The 15,250-nt window shown below is 71.1% G+C and carries 13 protein-coding genes and 2 tRNA genes; 9 read left to right on the plus strand and 6 right to left on the minus strand.

Going from position 1 to position 15,250, the window contains the following annotated elements; all coding sequences use genetic code 11:
- Positions 1 to 102: 102 nt before the first annotated feature.
- Entirely contained in the window at positions 103 to 741 is a 639-nt protein-coding gene (locus ACZ6IM_RS02375) for a mycothiol-dependent nitroreductase Rv2466c family protein (protein WP_052838134.1), read from the plus strand.
- A gap of 117 nt (positions 742 to 858) precedes the next feature.
- Here ACZ6IM_RS02375 and ACZ6IM_RS02380 read toward each other — a convergent pair whose 3' ends face one another.
- Complete coding sequence (locus ACZ6IM_RS02380) at positions 859 to 1,500, minus strand: superoxide dismutase (protein ID WP_052838135.1); 642 nt, start codon at positions 1,498 to 1,500, stop codon at positions 859 to 861.
- 155 nt (positions 1,501 to 1,655) lie between these two features.
- The gene (locus ACZ6IM_RS02385) at positions 1,656 to 3,041 is read right to left on the minus strand and encodes an amino acid permease (RefSeq protein WP_469553896.1); all 1,386 of its coding nucleotides are present in this window, start codon (positions 3,039 to 3,041) and stop codon (positions 1,656 to 1,658) included.
- Positions 3,042 to 3,372: 331 nt separating this feature from the next.
- Here ACZ6IM_RS02385 and ACZ6IM_RS02390 point away from each other — a divergent pair, with 331 nt between their 5' ends.
- Positions 3,373 to 3,957: a biotin transporter BioY gene (locus ACZ6IM_RS02390; RefSeq protein WP_052838137.1), complete on the plus strand. Its 585-nt coding sequence runs from the start codon at positions 3,373 to 3,375 to the stop codon at positions 3,955 to 3,957.
- Between the two features lie 76 nt (positions 3,958 to 4,033).
- Here the strand turns inward: ACZ6IM_RS02390 and ACZ6IM_RS02395 are convergent, their stop codons facing one another.
- The gene (locus tag ACZ6IM_RS02395; RefSeq protein WP_052838138.1) at positions 4,034 to 5,476 is read right to left on the minus strand and encodes an amino acid permease; all 1,443 of its coding nucleotides are present in this window, start codon (positions 5,474 to 5,476) and stop codon (positions 4,034 to 4,036) included.
- A gap of 207 nt (positions 5,477 to 5,683) precedes the next feature.
- Here ACZ6IM_RS02395 and ACZ6IM_RS02400 point away from each other — a divergent pair, with 207 nt between their 5' ends.
- Both ACZ6IM_RS02400 and ACZ6IM_RS02405 read left to right on the plus strand, forming a co-directional pair.
- On the plus strand, positions 5,684 to 6,169 hold the full coding sequence (locus tag ACZ6IM_RS02400) for a ribose-5-phosphate isomerase (protein WP_469553898.1): 486 nt from the start codon (positions 5,684 to 5,686) through the stop codon (positions 6,167 to 6,169).
- 861 nt (positions 6,170 to 7,030) lie between these two features.
- On the plus strand, positions 7,031 to 7,861 hold the full coding sequence (locus ACZ6IM_RS02405) for an Fpg/Nei family DNA glycosylase (RefSeq protein WP_469553899.1): 831 nt from the start codon (positions 7,031 to 7,033) through the stop codon (positions 7,859 to 7,861).
- A 16-nt stretch (positions 7,862 to 7,877) separates the two neighbouring features.
- Here the strand turns inward: ACZ6IM_RS02405 and ACZ6IM_RS02410 are convergent, their stop codons facing one another.
- Positions 7,878 to 9,149 (minus strand): GNAT family N-acetyltransferase, encoded by a 1,272-nt coding sequence (locus ACZ6IM_RS02410; protein ID WP_469553900.1) that lies wholly within the window; start codon positions 9,147 to 9,149, stop codon positions 7,878 to 7,880.
- Positions 9,150 to 9,311: 162 nt separating this feature from the next.
- Here ACZ6IM_RS02410 and ACZ6IM_RS02415 point away from each other — a divergent pair, with 162 nt between their 5' ends.
- Together ACZ6IM_RS02415 and ACZ6IM_RS02420 are read left to right on the plus strand one after the other, a co-directional pair.
- Positions 9,312 to 10,499, plus strand: a complete 1,188-nt coding sequence (locus tag ACZ6IM_RS02415) for a SpoIIE family protein phosphatase (RefSeq protein ID WP_052838141.1) — start codon at positions 9,312 to 9,314, stop codon at positions 10,497 to 10,499.
- Between the two features lie 23 nt (positions 10,500 to 10,522).
- On the plus strand, positions 10,523 to 11,014 hold the full coding sequence (locus ACZ6IM_RS02420; protein WP_052838142.1) for an HD domain-containing protein: 492 nt from the start codon (positions 10,523 to 10,525) through the stop codon (positions 11,012 to 11,014).
- Between the two features lie 10 nt (positions 11,015 to 11,024).
- Here ACZ6IM_RS02420 and ACZ6IM_RS02425 read toward each other — a convergent pair whose 3' ends face one another.
- Positions 11,025 to 12,197: an acyltransferase family protein gene (locus ACZ6IM_RS02425; RefSeq protein ID WP_469553902.1), complete on the minus strand. Its 1,173-nt coding sequence runs from the start codon at positions 12,195 to 12,197 to the stop codon at positions 11,025 to 11,027.
- Between the two features lie 723 nt (positions 12,198 to 12,920).
- Here ACZ6IM_RS02425 and ACZ6IM_RS02430 point away from each other — a divergent pair.
- Positions 12,921 to 13,115: a hypothetical protein gene (locus ACZ6IM_RS02430; RefSeq protein WP_052838144.1), complete on the plus strand. Its 195-nt coding sequence runs from the start codon at positions 12,921 to 12,923 to the stop codon at positions 13,113 to 13,115.
- Between the two features lie 111 nt (positions 13,116 to 13,226).
- On the opposite strand, the gene ACZ6IM_RS02435 is transcribed toward ACZ6IM_RS02430, so the two are convergent.
- A tRNA-Gly gene (locus ACZ6IM_RS02435) sits at positions 13,227 to 13,297 on the minus strand.
- 164 nt (positions 13,298 to 13,461) lie between these two features.
- On the opposite strand from ACZ6IM_RS02435, the gene ACZ6IM_RS02440 reads away from it, so the two are divergent.
- Together ACZ6IM_RS02440 and tig are read left to right on the plus strand one after the other, a co-directional pair.
- A tRNA-Pro gene (locus ACZ6IM_RS02440) sits at positions 13,462 to 13,538 on the plus strand.
- Between the two features lie 169 nt (positions 13,539 to 13,707).
- Entirely contained in the window at positions 13,708 to 15,114 is a 1,407-nt protein-coding gene (tig, locus tag ACZ6IM_RS02445) for a trigger factor (protein ID WP_052838145.1), read from the plus strand.
- Positions 15,115 to 15,250: the final 136 nt, after the last annotated feature.

Raw genomic sequence — 15,250 nt, forward strand, 5'->3', positions numbered from 1 at the left:
GATCCTGCCATGCACCCCTGACGCCCGGCAGCCGGGAATGGGTGGGCCGGGAAGCCGGTTGCCGGGAGAAAGGCCCGATCGCGCCGCCTCATGAGGAGAGACATGTCGGAGAAGACGCCCGTCGACTTCTGGTTCGACCCCCTGTGCCCCTGGGCCTGGATGACCTCCCGCTGGGTCCTGGAAGTGGAGAAGGTCAGGGACATCGAGGTCCGCTGGCACCTCATGAGTCTCGCCGTCCTCAACGAGGACAAGCTCGACGAGCTGCCCGCGGAGTACCGCGAGATGCTGGAGGTCAAGGCCTGGGGCCCGGTCCGCGTCGTCATCGCGGCCCAGGAGGAGCACGGCCCCGAGGTGCTCGGCGACCTCTACACCGCGCTCGGCACCCGCATCCACAACCAGGACGAGGGCCCGGGCCGGGACACGGTCGCCGCCGCCCTGAAGGACGTCGGCCTGCCCGAGTCGCTCATGGACCACTGGGACGACACCCCCTACGAGCCCCAGCTGCGCGCCTCCCACAAGGAGGGCATTGACAAGGTCGGCCAGGAGGTCGGCACCCCGGTGATCGCCGTGCCCGGCGCCGACGGCGGGCAGCTCGCCTTCTTCGGCCCGGTCGTCACCCCGGCCCCCAAGGGCGAGGACGCCGCCAAGCTCTGGGACGGCACCCTCGCCGTGGCCTCCGTGCCGGGCTTCTACGAGATCAAGCGGACCCGCACCAAGGGCCCGGACTTCAGCAACCTGTAGGTCCCCCGCGCACAGGAAGCCCCCGCGAGTCACGTCCTCGCGGGGGCTTCCCTCATTCCGCCTGCCCGGTGAAGGCTGAGAAGACGATCACGAGGCAGGGCGATCGGGGGCCGGCGCTCAGGGGGCCAGCAGCAGGGTGCCGGTGCGGGACTTGGCGGCCGCGTAGCGCCTGGCCACGTCCTGCCAGTTGACGACGGCCCACATGGCGTCGATGAAGTCGACCTTCTGGTTCCTGTACTGGAGGTAGAAGGCGTGCTCCCAGGCGTCGAAGACCAGGATCGGGGTGGAGCCCTGGCCGACGTTGCCCTGGTGGTCGTAGATCTGCTCGACGATCAGCCGGCCGCTCAGGGGCTCGTGGGCCAGCACGCCCCAGCCCGAGCCCTGGGTGGTCGCGGCGGCCTTGGTGAGCTGCGCCTTGAATCCGGCGAAGGAGCCGAAGGACTCGGTGATCGCGTCGGCCAGCTCGCCCACGCCGTCCTCGGCCAGGGGCTCTCCGCCGCCGTCACCGGTCATGTTGTGCCAGTAGATCGAGTGCAGGATGTGACCGGAGAGATGGAAGGCCAGGTTCTTCTCCAGGCCGTTGATCGAGCCCCACGTCTCCTTGTCCCGCGCCTCGGCGAGCTGCTCCAGCGTGTCGTTGGCGCCCTTGACGTAAGCGGCGTGGTGCTTGTCGTGGTGCAGCTCGATGATCTCGGGGCTGATCACGGGAGCCAGCGCGGAGTAGTCGTACGGCAGTTCAGGAAGCGTGTAGACGGGCATGGCGGGTCCCCTCCGACCTCTTATTGCAAAAGGCTTGCAAGTGCACGCTAGCAGCAAGAGCCTTCGGAGGAGTGGAGGGGCGCGGTCCGGCGCACACGGAAGGGCCCCCGCACACGTCCGTGCGGGGGCCCTCGGGTCGGTCCGTGCGCCGGGAGCTAGCCGCGGGCGGCTCCCCGTCGCTGCCGGGCGTAGCCGACGGCCGCCAGGGCCAGCGTCATCCCGCCCGTCGAGTACAGCTGCACCCGGGTGTCCGGCTCACGGGCCATCAGCACGAACACCGCGGCCATGCCCGCCAGCGCCACCCAGGTCAGCCACGGGAAGCCCCACATGCGCACGACCAGCTTCTCGGGCGCCTCCCGCTCCAGGCGGCGGCGCAGCCGCAGCTGCGAGGCGGCGATGAAGATCCAGACGACCAGGATGACGGCGCCGATCATGTTCAGCAGCCAGGAGAAGACGTCGTCCGGCCGCCAGTAGCTGAGCAGGACGCAGCCGAAGCCGAAGAGGGAGGAGACCAGCACCGCGATCCGCGGCACCCCGCCCGACACCCGGCCCAGCACCTTCGGTCCCTGGCCCCGCTCGACCAGCGAGTAGCCGATGCGCGAGGCGCCGTAGATGTTGGCGTTCATCGCGCTCAGCAGCGCCACCAGCACCACGACGTTCATGAGCTGGCCCGCGCCCGGGATGCCCAGCTCGTCGAGGGCGGCGACGTACGGGCCCTTCTCGACGACCTCGGGGGAGTCCCACGGGACCAGGGTCACGATGACCGCCATCGAGCCGATGTAGAACAGCGCGATGCGCCACATCGCCGTCTGTACGGCGCTCGCCACGCCCTTGACCGGGTTCTCCGACTCGGCCGCCGCGATGGTGACCGTCTCCAGGCCGCCGTAGGCGAACACGGATGCGAGCAGGCCGATGATCAGGCCGTTGCCGCCGTTCGGCAGGAAGTCGTCCAGGTGGGAGGCGCCGGGGGAGTCGGTGCCCGGCAGGACGCCGCAGATCGCCAGCACGCCCAGCACCAGGAACAGCGAGATCGCACCGACCTTGAGGGCGGCGAACCAGAACTCGAACTCGCCGAAGTTCTTCACCGCGGCCAGGTTCGTCCCGCAGAACACCACCATGAACAGCGCCACCCACGCCCACTCGGGCGTGCCCGGCAGCCAGCCGTGCACGATCTGCGCGGCACCGATGCCCTCCAGGCCGACGGCCGTGCACAGCAGCACCCAGAACGCCCAGCCCGCCGTGAAACCGGCCCACGGTCCGATCGCCCGCTCGGCGTGCGCGGAGAAGGAGCCCGAGGAGGGATACGCGGCGGACATCTCGCCCAGCATCCGCATCACCAGCATCACGAGGAGACCGGAGAGGGTGTAGGCGACCACGATCGAGGGCCCGGCGGCGGCGATGCCGGCCCCGGAGCCGACGAACAGCCCGGCGCCGATCACCCCGCCGAGGGCGATCATCGACAGGTGGCGCTGCTTGAGGCCGTGGGAGAGGGAGGAGTCCACCGGCTGCCGGGGCGCCTCGGTGGTGGTGCTGTTGGACATGGAGCGGCTCGTCCAATGCGTGGGGGGACGTGGGCAGGGCAAAAGCGCCCACAGTTTCCGGTCTCGCGCCGCCCGGCGACAGCGGATGCCCACGATACGGACGGACCGGATACGGAACGTGATCATCCGAATGCGGGGTTCCGTTTACGGGTGACGCCCGCCTCACCCCCTCGGTGACCGGTGTCACCCGAGCCCAGGTGTAAGGCGCGCCCTTTGTCGGGAGCCCACCAAGCCGACGAGCTGGCCTTTGTCGAGCGCTGCTGGTGATCGGCCCCGGCCGCTGGGATAGCGTCGCGGTGTCCCGACATGTCCACACCACCGCGGAGTCCCCATGAGCACCGCTGCCGTATCCGCCCGCCGCTCCGGGCAGGTCCTCGCCGACCTCATCCCCTCCTCCCGAGTCCGGGACGTCGCGCTCGTGGCGGGCGGCGCCGTGCTCACCGGCGTCGCGGCCCAGATCGCGGTGCCCGTGCCCGGCTCCCCGGTGCCGGTGACCGGCCAGACCTTCGCGGCACTGCTCGTCGGCACCGCGCTCGGCGCCCGCCGCGGCCTGCTCTCCCTCGCGCTGTACGCCCTGGTCGGCATGGCGGGCATGCCGTGGTTCGCGGAGGGCGGCTCCGGCACCGCGGCCCCCTCCCTCGGCTACGTCTTCGGCATGCTGCTCGCCGCCGCGGTCGTCGGCGCCCTGGCCCGCCGCGGCGCCGACCGCTCGGTGCTGCGCACGGCCGGCACCATGCTGCTGGGCGAGGCGATCATCTACGCCGTCGGCGTGCCCTACCTGGCCCTCGCCGCCGACATGTCCCTCACCGCCGCCGTCGCGGCCGGCCTCACCCCGTTCCTGATCGGCGACGCGCTGAAGGCCGCGCTGGCGATGGGCGTCCTGCCGACCGCCTGGAAGCTGGTCGACAAGCGGTAACACGCCGCAGGCCCACGAGAGGGGCCCGCCGGAGCGCAGCAGCTCTCCGGCGGGCCCCTCTCACGTCCCGGGGCGGTCAGCCCTTCCCGGCGACGGCCCCGCGCGCGGCGATCCGCTGCTTGACGAAGGCGACGACGAGGACCAGCGCGGCGACGAGCAGCGACAGCAGCACGGTGGTGCGGCCGTCGTGCTCGGTGTCGGTCAGCATGTAGCCCAGCACGAAGACGATCAGGGCGGCGGCGGCCCAGGTCAGATACGGGAACAGCCACATCCGCACCACCAGCTTCTCCGGTGCCTCGGCCTGGATGATCCGGCGCATCCGCAGCTGGGAGAAGCAGATCACCAGCCACACGAAGAGGGCCACGGCGCCGGAGGAGTTGACCAGGAAGAGGAAGACGGAGTCCGGGAACTCGTAGTTGAAGAACACGGCGACGAAGCCGAACACCACGGAGACCAGGATGGCCGTCCGCGGCACCCCGCGCCGGGTGGTCCGGGCGAAGGCCTTCGGCGCGTCACCGCGCTCACCGAGCGAGAAGGCCATGCGGGAGGCGGTGTACAGCCCGGAGTTCAGACAGGACAGCACGGACGTCAGCACGATGAAGTTCATGATCTGACCGGCGTTCGCGATGCCGAGCGAGTCCAGCGCGGCGACGTAGGAGCCCTTGTCGATGATCGACTGCGAGTCCCAGGGCAGCAGCGCGACCACGACGAAGATGGATCCCAGGTAGAAGACGGCGATGCGCCAGATGATGCTGTTGGTCGCCTTGGTGACGGCCCGCTGCGGGTCCTCGGACTCACCGGCGGCGAGGGTGGGGATCTCGCTGCCCATGAAGGAGAAGACGACGAGCAGCACGCCGGTGAGGATGGCCCCGGCCCCGTTCGGCAGGAACCCGCCGTGTTCCGTCAGGTTCCCCAGCCCCGCCTGCTCGCTGTCCACGCCGGGCAGCACACCGAAGACGGCCAGCCCGCCGACGACGATGAACGCGGCGATGGCCACGACCTTGATCCCGGCGAACCAGAACTCGAACTCGCCGTAGGAGCCGACGGAGGCGAGGTTGGTGGCGGTCAGCACGACCATCACGATCAGCGCCCACCCCCACTGCGGCACGGCGGGGATCCACCCCTCCAGGATCTTGGCCCCGGCCGTCGCCTCCACGGCCAGCACCACGACCCAGAAGAACCAGTAGAGCCAGCCGATGGAGAACCCGGCCCAGGGGCCGAGCGCCCGGTCGGCGTGGGCGGAGAAGGAACCGGAGGTCGGGTTGGCGGCCGACATCTCCCCGAGCATCCGCATCACCAGCACCACGAGCGTGCCGACGAGGGCGTACGAGAGGAGGATGCCGGGTCCCGCGGTGGCGATGCCGGTACTGGAACCCACGAACAGCCCGGCCCCGATGACGCCGCCGATGGCGATCATCGAGAGATGGCGGTTCTTGAGCCCGGCCTGAAGCCCGGACCCCGGTCCGGAGGGGCCCGCGGGCCCCTCCTCGGGCTTGGTCAAGGTCGGCTGCGAAGTCATGGGGGAGGTTTTCCTTTGCGCCGGTCGTGCACTTTCCCGTACGAGCGGTGTACGAGCCGGACCAGTGAAACGGAGGTGAACAGATTCGGGAACCTTTGAATCCGGATCGTTACTTGAGCTTTTCCTGAGCTTCCATAGCTTCACGAGCCGTTCTCATGGCCACCACCCGGAGCGTCCGCCGCTCGGCCCGCGTGTCACACTCGACGCATGCGCGTGTATCTCGGCTCGGACCATGCGGGCTTCGAACTCAAGAACCACCTCGTCGAATGGCTTGAGGCGGCGGGCCACGAGCCCGTCGACTGCGGCCCGCACATCTACGACGCCCAGGACGACTACCCGCCCTTCTGCCTGCGCGCCGCCGAGCGCACGGCCGCGGACCCCGACGCCCTCGGCATCGTGATCGGCGGCTCCGGCAACGGCGAGCAGATCGCGGCGAACAAGGTGAAGGGCGTGCGCGCGGCGCTGGCCTGGAGCGAGGAGATGGCGTCGCTGGGCCGCCAGCACAACAACGCCAACGTCGTCGCGGTCGGCGCCCGCATGCACACGCAGGACGAGGCGACGAAGTTCGTCGAGACCTTCCTCGCCACCCCGTTCTCCGGCGACGAACGCCACATTCGCCGCATCGACATGCTCACGTCCTACGAGACGACGGGCGACCTCCCTCCCATCCCGCCCCACCACCCCCAGCAGTAGCCCCGCGTCCCCCGTGGCCCGCCCCGGTCCCCACCGGCCGGGGCGCACCCCAACACCCGTCAGCAGAGCAAGCCTCCCGGACGGCACCACAAGCCTGCCGCGCGCCGACCCGCAGGCGAGGACGCGAGCCCGCCGGTACGGCACGCGCCCCGACGGGGTGGGCACCGGCCCGCAGCCGGCGACGTGAGCCTGCTGGGCGGGGACGTGGGTCCGCTGGGCGGGACGCGACCCTGTCGGCGTGGCCCGCATCCTGTCGGGGCGAGCACCAGCCCGCAGGCGGGGACATGGGCCTTGCTGAGCCGGGACGGGAGCCTACTGGGCGAGGGCGCGAGCCTGAGGAGGCGAGTGCCGGCCCGCGGGTGGGGACGTGAGCCCGCCGGGCGGCGGCGTGGGCCTGCTGAGCGGGGCCCCGGGAGCCTGCTGGGTGGGGACACGACCTTGTTGGCGTGGCCCGGGCCTGTCGGGGTGAGCGTCGGCCGGGGATGTGGGCCTGCTGTGTGCGGACGCGAGCCCGTCGGTGTGGCGCGAGCCTGGCCCGCAGGCGGGGATGTCGGCCTGCTGAGCAGGGGCGTGAGCCTGCTGTGTGGGGACGCGAGTCCGTCGGTGTGGCGCGAGCTTGCCGGGGCGAACGCCGGCCCGCAGGATGTGAGCCCGCTGGGCGGGGCGCGAGACCGTCCGGGTTGGGACACCGGCCCGCAGGCGGGACGCCAGACCGCCTGGCGGGTGGGGGACAGGGCGCGCAGGGGCGCAGGGGACGGAGTCCCCGGCGGGGTGTGGGGCGGAGCCCCGCGATGAGTCGAGCCTCTTGACCCACCGAGTCGGGTGGGCGGGTGGGCAGAAGTCACCGAAAGGACAGAACCCGTGCCAGAGGGCCACACGATCCACCGCCTGGCCCAGGACTACACCGCCGCCTTCGCCCGGACGGCAGTCCACGTGACCAGCCCCCAGGGCAAGTTCGCCGACTCCGCCGCCCTCCTCGACGGCACCGTCCTGACCACCGCCGACGCCCACGGCAAACACCTCTTCCTGGGCTTCGGCGCAGCCGAGGACGCTGCCGAGGACCCCGCCTGGGTCCACATCCACCTCGGCCTCTTCGGCAAGGTCACCTTCGGCCCGACCCCCGCGCCCCCGCCCACGGACACCGTCCGCCTCCGCCTCGCGAACGACACCGCGTACGTCGACCTCCGCGGCCCCACCACCTGCGCCCTGATCACGGCCCCGGAGAAGCAGGCGATACACGACCGCCTCGGCCCCGACCCCCTGCGCCCGGACGCCGACCCCGCGGCCGCCCACCGAAGGATCTCCCGCAGCCGCACCACCATCGCCGCCCTGCTCATGGACCAGAAGGTCATCGCCGGCGTCGGCAACGTCTACCGCGCCGAGGTCCTCTTCCGGCACGGCATCGACCCGTACCGCCCCGGCAAGGACCTCACCCGCGCCGAGTGGGACGCGATCTGGCAGGACCTCACCGCCCTCATGCGCGAGGGCGTGCGGAACAACCGCATCGACACCGTCCGCCCCGAGCACACCCCCGAGGCCATGGGCCGCCCGCCCCGCGTCGACGACCACGGCGGCGAGGTGTACGTCTACCGCCGGGCCAACCAGCCCTGCCACCTGTGCGGCGGCCCGGTCAGAACCGCCGGCCTGGCCGCCCGCAACCTCTTCTGGTGCCCCACCTGCCAGCGGCGTTAGCCCCCCGCGCCCGCGCTCAGAACCCGTGCGGCAGCCACGGCGCCACGTCCGACCCGAACCCCACCGACGCCGCCGCCAGCGCCCCCTCCCGTACCTCGCGCACCCGCCCGGCCGCGCCCAGCGAACCGAGGCTCACGCCTCCGAGGTACGCCGCTCCCAACTCCCGTACGGACAACACGAGATCGGCGGCGTCCGGCGTACGTTCGCACGACGCCCCCTTCGCGTCGCCGCTCAGCCGCCAACGCCCCGCGTTCCAGGGGCAGAAGGCGTCCTCGACCTCGAACACCACGTCCACCGGCGCCTGGTAGGTCCGCGCCGCGAGCGCCTCCCCCACGTCCACCAGCCGCACGTACAACGCGTCCCGCAGCTCCGGCCGGCACCGCCGGATGTCCGACACCTGGTGCTGCCACGCCTCGTCGACCGGCCGCCCCCGCACCGTCAGCGTGGAGGTCAGGTCGATGTCGTACAGGAAGCGCCAGAGCGCCGCGTCGGTCGCCGGATCGAGGCCGGCCAGGTCGTCGAGGACCACCGTGCCCTGGGGACCCCCGGGCCCCCAGGCCGACCGGACCCGGAACCGCGCGTACCCGGTGACCTCGCCGCCCCGCCGGGCGACCACGCACTGCAGGGGCGAGGCGCCGTCCCGCCCGCTCTCCGGGTCCAGCAGCGCCATCCGCTCCCAGCCGGGCCGCCGGGCCAGCATCCCGGGCCGCCCCGCCACCAGCCGCGCGTACACCGCCTCACACGCGTCGAGCACGTCCGCGGGCGCCTCGTACCGCAGCCGTACGTCATCCGTGCCGGCCGGCACCGACAGCCGCACCCGGCTCGTGTCGATCTCCGCGTTGAGCGCGAAGGTCGCGGCGCCGTACCCGAACCGGCCGTAGATCGCCGGCTCGGAGGCCGTGAGCACGGCCAGCGGCTCGCCCCAGGCCCGTACGTCGTCCAACTGCCGCCGCATCATCGACGTCAGCACACCCCGGCGCCGGTGCGTGGCGGCGACGCTCACCATCGTCACGCCGGCGGCGGCCACCCGCGCGCCGCCCGGCACGGTCATCCGGAAGGCGAACGCCCCGGCCGTCCCGACCCACGCGCCGTCCTCGCCGTCGCCCTCCCGGACACCGATCGACCGGTCGACCTGCGTCAGCTCCCGGTACAGCTCCAGCACCTCGGCGGCCTCCGGGACCCCGCCGAAGGCACGGATCAGCGTCCCGTACCACCCGTCCCACTCGTCGCGCCGCAGCACCCGCGGCTCCGCCTTCACCCTGCCGTCATCACCCGTGGCGCGTTCCATGCAGCATGCGTACCAGGGCCGCGCGAGAGGGGCGAGGCAATTTCCCCGGGGTTGCGGCGCGGGAGCCGTTCGTGAAGTTCACTGTGAAGTCCGGCCTCGGACGGGGGACAAGTGGGACCTCCCGTGCCAAGCGGCCGGTTCGATGGATAGGGTCCCGAACTAATGGCAGCAGGACGACAGCGGCGCGCGGAGGCCGAGACGTTCGCGGCCCGGTGGAAGAAGCAGTGGCACCGGGTCCGCGTCGGCGTGCGCCGAGCCGCCGTCGACTACTTCCGCGGCGACGGTTCGGACTGGATCGCGCTCGCCGGCCTGCTGCTGACGATCCCCGTCATCGCGGCCACCACGATGGCCAACTCGGTGTGGTGCTCGCCCTCCGCGCTCGTCATCCCGATCGTCGCGGGCGGCCTGCTGCTGCGCCCGGCGAGCCTGCTCGGCCTGTACGCCGCGGCGGCCACCGCGCTGATCGTGGAGTCCGTGCAGCTCGGCCCGTACACCGAGGGCCCCTCCCGGGTCACGCCCGGTGTGGTCCTGGTGGTCGCGGCCTGCGGCTTCTTCGGACTCCTCGTCGCCCAGTTCCGCAGCCGGGTCGGCGTGCCCTGGCGGCGCGGCGGCACCATGCTCTTCGACCTGCGCGAACGCATCCGCGTCCAGAGCAAGCTGCCCAAGCTGCCCAAGGGCTGGCACCGCGAGATGGCGCTGCGCCCGGCGGGCGGCCAGTCCTTCTCCGGCGACTTCGTCGTCGCGGCGCGCACCAACGGCGGCCGGACCCTGGAGGTCGTGCTCACCGACGTCTCCGGCAAGGGCATGGACGCGGCCTCGCGCGCCCTGCTGCTGTCGGGGGCCTTCGGCGGACTGCTCGGCAGCCTGCCGCCGCACGCCTTCCTGCCGGCCGCCAACGGCTACCTGCTCCGCCAGGACTGGGACGAGGGCTTCGCCACCTCCATCCACCTCGTCCTGGACCTCGACTCCGGCGACTACGAGCTGTACTCGGCCGGGCATCCGCCGGGCCTCCAGCTCAGCGCGGGCACCGGCCGCTGGGAGGAGAAGTCGGCGGAGGGGCCGCTGCTCGGCGTGTACGACGGTGCGCAGTTCGACCAGGTGAAGGGCTCACTGCGGCCGGGGGACGTGCTGATGCTGTTCACGGACGGCCTGGTGGAGACCTCCGAGCGGGACATCGCCGAGGGCATCGACCGCCTCACCGGCGAGGCCGACCGCTATGTCGCGGGCGGCTTCCACGGCGCGGCCTGGCACCTGATCGAGGCGGTGGCCAAGGACGTCAACGACGACCGGGCGCTGCTGCTGATCTGCCGGGAGGGCCCGACCGCCCAGTCCGCGTCGGCCACGGACTGAGGCCGCGCCGACATACTGGGCCCATGTCGCCCACGCCGCCCATGCCGCCGCCCCACGACTCCGGATCGCCCGCCCCGCCGCTCTCCCTGGCCGAGGTCGAGGCCACCGCACGCGCCGCCCACGCCGGACAGACCGACAAGGCGGGACGGCCGTACGCCGAACACCTGCTGGCCGTCGCCGAGGGCGTGCGCCGGCGCGGTGGCGACGACGAGCAGATCGCGGCCGCCTGGCTGCACGACGCCGTCGAGGACGACGCGCTGAGCGAGCGCCGGCTGGAGGAGGCGCCGCTGAGCCGCCGTACCAAGGACATCGTCCTGGCCCTCACCAAGCGTCCGGGGGAGCCGCCCGAGGCGTACGCCGCGCGGATCCTCGCCACCCCCGGCGCGCGGCTGGTCAAGGAGGCGGACCTGGCGCACAACGCCGACCCCGCGCGGCTGGCCGTCCTCGACGAGGCCACCCGCACACGACTGGCCGAGAAGTACACGCGGATGCGCGCACTCCTCGGCCAGGGGTGAGCCACCGGTCCTAGACGGAGACCTTCTCGCCGCTGCCGTTCGGCGCGGCGGGCGCGGTGGCCGCCCCGCGTGCTCCGGTCCCGGTCCCGGTCTCGTCCCGCGTCGCACGGCCCCGGGCGGCGTCACCGGGATCCCGCTTGAACGCCCATTCCATCTTCGGTTCGACCACGTACCGCAGGACCCGCTGGACGGGCTTGGTGCACAGCAGGGTGACGACGGCGGCGCCGAGGACGGTGAGCCCGATCTCGCCGAGCGGCCGGTCCAGGAACGGGTGTTGGAACCAGCCGGTGTAGCTGCCCTCCTTCACCAGGAAGCCGTGCAGCAGGTAGCCGTAGATCGTGCCGGCGCCGAGTGCCGTGAACCACATGCGGCGGCCGGGCACCCAGGCGAAGAAGCACGCGGTGAGCACCACGGAGCAGCCGAAGAGCGCGAGCGTCAGGACGGGCCCGGACCACCAGGGGGCGCCCGTGTCCTGCATGGCGGCGTTGCGGTAGAACCAGCCGGTCTCCATGCGCGGCACCGACCACCAGGCGATCACCAGCGCCGCCGCGACCACCGGCACGGACAGGATCCGCACCGAGCGGCGCCGCACCATCCGGAAGTGCTCGGGACGCAGCACCAGACCCAGCACGAAACACGGCAGGAACTGCAGCACCCGCTGCATGTTCAGGTCGTTGCCGACGCTGGGCGTCACGGAGGCCAGCGCGGCGATGGCGAGGGAGATCGGAAGCGGCCAACGGACCGTCTGCCAGATCGGGGTGGTCAGCCGCCAGACGAACAGCGCGCACAGGAACCACAGGAGATAGGTGGGGTCCAGCAGGCTGAAGTCGCCCTGCGGGTCCTCGCTGACGCGGCGGTGCAGGGTGTAGGCGACCTCGAAGACGAGGTAGGGGACGGCGACTCCGGTGATCAGCCGCTTGACGCGCTTGGGGCTCAGGTCGAAACTGCGCGAGAAGTAGCCGGAGATGACGATGAAGGCCGGCATGTGGAACGTGTACAGGACCCGGTAGAGGGTCTCCACGGTCCGGTTCCCGTCCAGGATCTGGCCCCAGGCGTGGCCCACACCGACCAGCACGATCGCCAGGTACTTGGCGTTGTCGAAGAAGGCGTCGCGCTGCCGGCTCGGCGGGGAGGGCGGGGACGGCGACTTCCGGTCGCCGTGAGTTAGCAGCGAGCTAGTCATGCAACCCCCCGCCGAGAACTCGGCGAGCGGTCACAGGACCTCGCTGCTCTGGTGGGGGACGAGGCAGCGTAGAACATCTGAGGCACCCTAGCGTTCTCCGTGGGATTCCGTAAAACCCTCGACGTCATTCCTGCATTTCGGGTCTTGACCATGGCGTGAGTACGGTGTGAGTGCCGTTCGTGTACCCCCGTATTTCGGGAACTCGGCCTCTCCGGCCGCGTGACGGCCCCCACATCCCGGGCCCGTCGCCACGCGTCCAAGCCCCTCCCGGAGCACCCCACTTGTCATGACACGTCGTGACTAAACAGCGCATAAGACCGGCGGGCGACTCCACTGGAATGTCCGCTTCAATGCCCTTACGGGCCTCATGGGTGATCCTGTGATCTCCCTGTGATGACCCTGTCGGCGTACTCGTCGATGGGCCCGCCGATGTCCTGGTCGACGTGTCCGCCGCGACAATTCGAAATATCTGCGAACGCGTTGTGTGGACATGGAAACGAAGTGGGTCGAATTCCTCGTACGGGTGCACGGTCGAAATTCTGTACGGGGCGCGGCAGTGGCCTGCGCCCGCGTGCGCGGGGAGCGCGCCACCCACGGAACCGGCCGGACGATGTGTCACCTGCCGCATGACGGGGCCCGGTTGGTGGCACGATGGTTCTGGCGGGGGTGTGCGGTGCCGCACCTCCGGGCGGGAGTGCGGACCGACCGAGGGTGTGATCAGTTGTGGCCATTTCACTGTCAGTGGTGCTGCTCTTGGGGATCATCCTGGTGGTGCTGCTGCGGGGAGGCTCCATCAAGGCGGGGCCGGCGGTCGTCGCGGTCCTCTTCGGCTTCTTCCTCGCCTCGACCGGCATGGCCGACGACATCCAACGCTTCCTGGACTCGATAGCGGAGACGATCAACTCGATCCAGTTCTAGCCGCCCCGCCGCTTCCGGACCCCCGTGAGGGCGCTGGCGGCCCGGGCGGCCCGGACCGCACAAAGACCTCCGGCCCGACCCCCTGGGGGGACCGGGCCGGAGGCCTCTCGGAGCGGGCGACGGGAATCGAACCCGCGTAGCCAGTTTGGAAGACTGGGGCTCTACCATTGAGCTACGCCCGCACGGCTGGCGCCGCAGGTCGGTGACCGCGGCACTGCACGCATCGTAGCGGGTCGTCCCCCTTCGCCGCACACCCCTTCCGGTCCGTGCCGGGACCTTTCACGGACGCTCGGGAAACTCTGCGGTCCGGGCGCCCGGCGGCATGTACCCTACGTGTCGCACCAGACGGGGTGTGGCGCAGCTTGGTAGCGCGTCCGCTTTGGGAGCGGAAGGCCGTGGGTTCAAATCCCGCCACCCCGACCATCGACCGACCACCGAGTGATCGCCTTTTGGGCCGTGTAGTCGCTGCCGTTACTATGCAAGCTGCACGCCCGTGTGTCATCAGCGTATGAAGTCTCCGGGCGGCGAAATTTGCCGGACACTCTCTGGTTCCGGCAGAACCCAAGAAGTCAGCCACCAAGGAGACCGAACCGTGAAGAGCGCCGTGGAGACCCTGAACCCGACCCGGGTTCGGCTCACTGTCGAGGTGCCCTTCGAGGAGCTCAAGGACAGCCTCGACGCGGCGTACAAGAAGATCAACCAGCAGGTCACGGTGAAGGGCTTCCGCAAGGGCAAGATCCCGGCCCGGGTCATCGACCAGCGGTTCGGCCGCGGTGCGGTTCTGGAGGAGGCGGTCAACGACGCGCTTCCGAAGTTCTACACCGACGCGGTCAACGAGGCCGAGCTGAACCCGCTCGGCCAGCCCGAGGTCGACATCACGGAGCTGAAGGACGGCGAGACGCTGAACTTCACCGCCGAGGTCGACATCCGCCCCGCCATCGAGATCCCGGACTACTCCGGCATCGAGGTCGAGGTCGACGCCGTCGAGGTCAGCGACGAGGACGTCGAGAAGTCGGTGGAGCAGCTGCGCGAGCGCTTCGCTTCGACGACCCCGGTCGAGCGCGCCGCCGCGGACGGCGACGTGATCACCATCGACCTGCAGGCCAAGGTCGACGGCGAGGTCCTCGAGGACGGCGTCGCCGACGGCGTGTCCTACACCATCGGCTCCGGCGAGCTGCTGGATGGCATCGACGACGCCGTGAAGGGCCTGGAGGCCGGTGGCGAGGCCACCTTCACCTCCGAGCTCAAGGGCGGCTCGGCGGCCGGCAAGGAGGCCGAGGTCACCGTCAAGGTCACCCAGGTCGCCGCGCGCGAGCTGCCCGAGCTGGACGACGACTTCGCGCAGCTCGCGTCGGAGTTCGACACGCTGGAGGAGCTGCAGGCCGACAGCCGCAAGCGCCTCGCCAACATGAAGCAGTACGACCAGGCCACGCAGGCCCAGGAGCGCGTCCTGGACAAGCTGCTCGAGCTGGTCGAGGTCCCGGTCCCCGAGAAGCTCCTCGAGGACGAGATCAACACCCGCAAGCACAACCTCGAGCACCACCAGCTCGGCCAGATGGGCCTGGACCTCGAGAAGTACCTGGAGCTCCAGGGCAAGACCGCCGAGGAGTTCGAGACCGAGACCCGCGAGGCCGCGGTCAAGGGCATCAAGACCCAGTTCGTCCTCGACGAGCTGGTCAAGCAGGAGAAGCTCAACGTCAGCCAGGAAGAGCTGACCGAGCACCTCATGCGCCGCGCCGCCTCCTCCGGCATGTCCCCCGACCAGTTCGCCCAGGCCGTCGTCGAGCAGGGCCAGGTCCCGCTCCTCGTCGGCGAGGTCGCCCGCGGCAAGGCCCTGGCCGCCGTGGTCGAGAAGGCCACGGTCAAGGACACCAACGGCGAGATCGTCGACCTGGACGACGAGGAGGACGAGGAGACGGAGGCCACCGAGGCCGCCGCCACCGAGTCCGCCGACGCCGAGAAGGCCGACGACAAGGCCGAGGAGAAGACCGAGGGCTGATCACCCTCGCGCCGTCCCCGACGGATGTGAAACGGGCCCCGGTCGTTCCGACACCGGGGCCCTTTCGCTTACGGCTGGACAGCGCCGGTAAGGGGCGCGGGGAACTGCGCGACCGGCCACAGACGGCCCGCACCCG

It is taken from the genome of Streptomyces sp. NPDC042336 (assembly GCF_055581985.1).

Bases quoted from the DNA above. Each gene is read 5' to 3' on its own strand.
- ACZ6IM_RS02400 (WP_469553898.1), top strand. From the start codon at position 5,684: ATGCGCGTGTATCTCGGCTCGGACCATGCGGGCTTCGAACTCAAGAAC.
- ACZ6IM_RS02380 (WP_052838135.1), bottom strand. From the start codon at position 1,500: ATGCCCGTCTACACGCTTCCTGAACTGCCGTACGACTACTCCGCGCTG.
- ACZ6IM_RS02425 (WP_469553902.1), bottom strand. From the start codon at position 12,197: ATGACTAGCTCGCTGCTAACTCACGGCGACCGGAAGTCGCCGTCCCCG.
- ACZ6IM_RS02385 (WP_469553896.1), bottom strand. From the start codon at position 3,041: ATGTCCAACAGCACCACCACCGAGGCGCCCCGGCAGCCGGTGGACTCC.
- ACZ6IM_RS02390 (WP_052838137.1), top strand. From the start codon at position 3,373: ATGAGCACCGCTGCCGTATCCGCCCGCCGCTCCGGGCAGGTCCTCGCC.
- ACZ6IM_RS02395 (WP_052838138.1), bottom strand. From the start codon at position 5,476: ATGACTTCGCAGCCGACCTTGACCAAGCCCGAGGAGGGGCCCGCGGGC.
- ACZ6IM_RS02410 (WP_469553900.1), bottom strand. From the start codon at position 9,149: ATGGAACGCGCCACGGGTGATGACGGCAGGGTGAAGGCGGAGCCGCGG.
- ACZ6IM_RS02420 (WP_052838142.1), top strand. From the start codon at position 10,523: ATGTCGCCCACGCCGCCCATGCCGCCGCCCCACGACTCCGGATCGCCC.
- ACZ6IM_RS02375 (WP_052838134.1), top strand. From the start codon at position 103: ATGTCGGAGAAGACGCCCGTCGACTTCTGGTTCGACCCCCTGTGCCCC.
- ACZ6IM_RS02415 (WP_052838141.1), top strand. From the start codon at position 9,312: ATGGCAGCAGGACGACAGCGGCGCGCGGAGGCCGAGACGTTCGCGGCC.